Raw genomic sequence first — 4,000 nt, forward strand, 5'->3', positions numbered from 1 at the left:
CCGCGAGGGCCACGGGCCGAACGCCCAGGCGATCCGCGAGCTCTCGCGCCGCGGCCCCCCTCTCCGCTAGAAGGGGTTCGAACCGTCAGTCTTCCCCGGCACGCGCGGCGGCCGCCCGCGCCGGGGAAGGAGAGAGGTTCAGCCCACCTCCGCGTGTGCGCTCCAGCGGTCGAATACCTGACCGCGGGCATCGAGCCGAACGGGCATGCTCTCGCCCGAAGCCAGATCGGTGGGAGTCGTCGGGCCCAGTTCCGTGCCGTTCGACAGGTGGATCTCGACGCGAACCCGGCGGATCACGCTGCCGGTCACGTTCTCGGCGGTCCCGACGAACGCCTGTTCCGTCTCGTTCCACCGAAGGATGAGTCGCGCGCCGCCGCGCGTCTGGTCGAAGACATCGGTCTTCGTGAGCGAGGCGTTCGATTCCTCACCGGATTCGTTGTGTCCCTGCTCCCCGGCTTCCATCGGGCCGTTGTCGCAGGCGGCGCTCGCCACGATGACGAGCAGGGCGGCCAACATCATCGGAAATCGTCTCACTTCGTCCTCCCCTGGGTGGGTGTATGAATCGGATGACTACACCGGTAGACGTCCGACGCGTGCAAAGGGTCACACCCCCCCCGCCAGCGACCGGAGAGCGACCGGAGAGCGACCGGTCGGCGACCCCCGCCAAACGCCACCGGCGGTGCGCCTAGTAAAAGCCAGGGGCTTTACTTAAGTTGAGGAATGACCCGGGTGCGGCAGTGAACCGATGAACCTCGCATGCGTCGCGCTCGCGTTCGCGGTGTGCTTCGGTACGCGGTGCTGGATACTGGACGGATCGCGCGTCACCGAGATCGATGAAGCCTCCGCCGACACGCTCCAGAGCTGGTTCATCGGCGATTTCGGCGCCGATACGCTATGGGTCGGCGAGAGTGGCCGCATCGTCCATGCCATGAACCGGGAGACCGGCGAACGGGCGACCATCGACCGGATGCTCGTTCGGGTCACGCGTCATGGCCCAGAGGATTCGCAGACCCCCGCCCGACCCCGGAGCCGGCGCGACCCCCGCTAGCGGCGACCGCTAACGGGCCCGATACGGGGCCGGATCCCGGGCGCCCGCCGCCGCGAACCCGGCGAGCCTCAGGCGGCAGGAATCACACTCTCCACAGGCCGCGCCCGACGCATCGGGATCGTAGCAACTGCGCGTCATCCCGTAATCGACCCCCAGCGCCAGCCCCCGCCGGATGATCTCCGCCTTGGTGAGATCGATCAGGGGTGCATGGATCCGGAACGGCCGACTCCCCTCTACCCCCGCCTTGGTGCCGAGGGCGGCGAGGTGCTCGAACGCGTCGAGGAACTCGGGCCGACAGTCGGGATATCCGCTGTAATCGACCGCGTTGACGCCGATGAAGATGTCGGAGGCCCCGAGAACCTCCGCCCACGCGAGCGCCATCGACAGGAAGATCGTGTTTCGCGCCGGGACGTAGGTGATGGGGATGTCCTCGGACTCCGCTGGCCCGGGCCCGCCCTTGGGCACCTCCAGGTCATCGGTGAGCGCCGAACCCCCGAACGCGCGGAGATCGACGGCGGCGATCACGTGTCGGGACACCGCCATCGCTTCCGCCACGCGACGGGCGGCGTCCACCTCGCGCTCGTGTCTCTGCCCGTAACGGAGGGTCAGCGCACAGGGCCGATATCCCTGCTCCACCGCGATCGCCAGCGTGGTCGCCGAGTCCAGCCCACCGCTGAGGAGGACCACCGCCCTGCGGCCCATCCACACCTCCAGAAAGCGAGTTCACGACCGCGGAGTCCCGCCGCGAGGCCACTTGTAACACGATTTCGCACCGCGCGGCAATGCATGATAAAGTGAGGCCCGAAGCGGCTCTGGTATACCCGGAAGGAGAACCGATGCGGATCCGGTCACCCGGCCGGGGCGACGCACTGCTGGTCGTCGATGTGCAGAAGGATTTTCTACCCGGCGGGGCGCTCGCCGTCCCCGACGGCGATGCGGTGATCCCGCCGCTGAACGAAGTGCTCCGCGCCTTCTCCGAGGCCGGTCTGCCGATCTTCGCGACGCGCGACTGGCACCCGCCGGATCACTGCTCGTTCGTCGAGCAGGGCGGTCTCTGGCCGCTTCACTGCGTCGCGGGGACGAGCGGCGCGGCTTTCGCGGCGTCCCTGCGGCTTCCCGCCTCGACCGTCGTGATCTCGAAGGCCGACAACCCGGCCGCCGAGGCCTACTCCGCGTTCTCGGGCACCAACCTCGCCGACCGTCTCGCGGATCGAGGCGTCGGACGGGTCTTCGCGGGCGGCCTCGCGACGGATTACTGCGTGCTTCGAACGGTCCTCGACGCCCGCGCCGCCGGGCTGGACGTGGTCGTCCTGGACGACGCGGTGCGAGCGGTGGACGTCGAGACGGGCGATGGGGCCCTCGCCATCGCCCGCATGCGGGCGGCAGGGGCGGTATTCGCCTCCACGCGAACGGTCCTGGCCGAGGAGTAGCGAACGATGGCCGGAGGTGGCGTCCCCCGGACGCCGAGCGCGGGACGAAGCGCCCTGCTCACGGACCTGTACCAGCTCACCATGCTCAAGGCGTACTGGGAGCACGGCATGCACGAGACGGCCGTGTTCGAGTTCTTCGTCCGCCGGCTCCCCCCGAATCGCAACTTCCTGCTGGCCGCGGGGCTGGCGCATGCCCTCGACTACCTGGAAGGCCTGCGCTTCGAACCCGACGAACTCGAGTGGCTCGGCGGCCAGCCCGGCTTCCCCCGCGCCTTCGTCGACTGGCTCGCCGATCTGCGCTTCACCGGGGACGTGGACGCCATGCCCGAGGGGACCGTCTTCTTTCCCGAAGAACCTCTGCTGCGGGTCACGGCGCCGCTCCCGCAGGCGCAACTCGTCGAGACGCGACTCATCTCGCTGCTCAACTACGCCTCCCTCATCGCCTCGAAGGCGGTCCGCTTCAGGCTCGCGGCCCCGGCGGCCCGGCTCGTGGACTTCGGACTGCGGCGGGCGCACGGCTCGGAGGCGGGGCTCCTCGCCGCCCGGGCCGCCTGGATCGCCGGTTTCGACGGCACGGCCACCGCGCTCGCCGGCCAGCGCTGGGGGATCCCGACCTTCGGCACCATGGCCCACTCGTTCGTCCAGGCGCACGACAGCGAGGCCGACGCCTTCATTCGCTTCGCCCGCGCCCATCCCGGGAACACGGTGCTGCTCATCGACACCTACGACACCGAGGCGGGGGCGTTGAAGGTCGTCGAGATCGCACCCGGCCTCCGCGCCGAAGGCATCGAGATCCAGGCGGTGCGGCTGGATTCCGGAGACCTCGCGGCCCACGCACGGCGGGTGCGCCGGATTCTGGACGAAGGGGGCTGCCCCGGCGTCCGGATCTTCGCGAGCAGTTCGCTCGACGAGCACGATGTGGCCCGGCTGGCCCACGCCCCGATCGATGGCTTCGGCGTGGGAGCCGCCCTCACCGTTTCCGCGGACGAGCCCACGCTCGACAGCGTCTACAAGCTCCAGGAGTACGCCGGCCGGCCGCGCCGCAAGCGCTCGGAGGGGAAGGCGACGTGGCCCGGCCGCAAGCAGGTCTTTCGCGCCCGCGAAGGCGGCCGGCTCGCGCGCGATGTGCTGGGACTCGAGGGCGAAGCGCTGTCCGGCGAGGCGGTGCTCCGGCCCGTGGCGCGCGCGGGAGCACGACTCCGGCCGGATCCCCCGCTCGAAGAGATCCGCGAGCGCGTGCGAGCCTCGCTGGAAACGCTCCCCGCGGAAATCCGGGCGCTCGAGTCGGCGCGCACACCGTTCCCGGTGGAACCGTCGTCCGGCGTGCGTGAACTGGCCCGGCAGGTCGACCGCCGGTCTGCCCCAGGGGGCCGCTAGTTGTAGATGCTAAGGACGTTGGTGACCCTTGGCTCGACGAGTGGAGAACTCGCGTCTGCACGGGCGAGTGGCGAGTGGCGAGTGGCGAGGGGCGATGATGGCCGGTGGCATGATCCGACGAACCCTCTAAAGCGGGGTGCAGATT

5 protein-coding genes are annotated in these 4,000 nt (G+C 69.9%); 3 read left to right on the forward strand and 2 right to left on the reverse strand.

The window, feature by feature from the left end; all coding sequences use genetic code 11:
* Positions 1–138: 138 nt before the first annotated feature.
* Complete coding sequence (locus tag OXN85_04295) at positions 139–534, reverse strand: hypothetical protein (protein MCY3599177.1); 396 nt, start codon at positions 532–534, stop codon at positions 139–141.
* 211 nt (positions 535–745) lie between these two features.
* Here OXN85_04295 and OXN85_04300 point away from each other — a divergent pair, with 211 nt between their 5' ends.
* Positions 746–1,048: a hypothetical protein gene (locus OXN85_04300; GenBank protein ID MCY3599178.1), complete on the forward strand. Its 303-nt coding sequence runs from the start codon at positions 746–748 to the stop codon at positions 1,046–1,048.
* A 9-nt stretch (positions 1,049–1,057) separates the two neighbouring features.
* Here OXN85_04300 and queC read toward each other — a convergent pair whose 3' ends face one another.
* Entirely contained in the window at positions 1,058–1,750 is a 693-nt protein-coding gene (queC, locus tag OXN85_04305) for a 7-cyano-7-deazaguanine synthase QueC (GenBank protein ID MCY3599179.1), read from the reverse strand.
* A gap of 134 nt (positions 1,751–1,884) precedes the next feature.
* Here queC and OXN85_04310 point away from each other — a divergent pair, with 134 nt between their 5' ends.
* Positions 1,885–2,478: a nicotinamidase gene (locus OXN85_04310; GenBank protein ID MCY3599180.1), complete on the forward strand. Its 594-nt coding sequence runs from the start codon at positions 1,885–1,887 to the stop codon at positions 2,476–2,478.
* A gap of 6 nt (positions 2,479–2,484) precedes the next feature.
* Positions 2,485–3,855: a nicotinate phosphoribosyltransferase gene (locus tag OXN85_04315; GenBank protein MCY3599181.1), complete on the forward strand. Its 1,371-nt coding sequence runs from the start codon at positions 2,485–2,487 to the stop codon at positions 3,853–3,855.
* Positions 3,856–4,000 lie beyond the last annotated feature (145 nt).

Origin of the sequence: Candidatus Palauibacter australiensis, assembly GCA_026705295.1 — a bacterium.
Taxonomy (GTDB): Bacteria; Gemmatimonadota; Gemmatimonadetes; order Palauibacterales; family Palauibacteraceae; genus Palauibacter; species Palauibacter australiensis.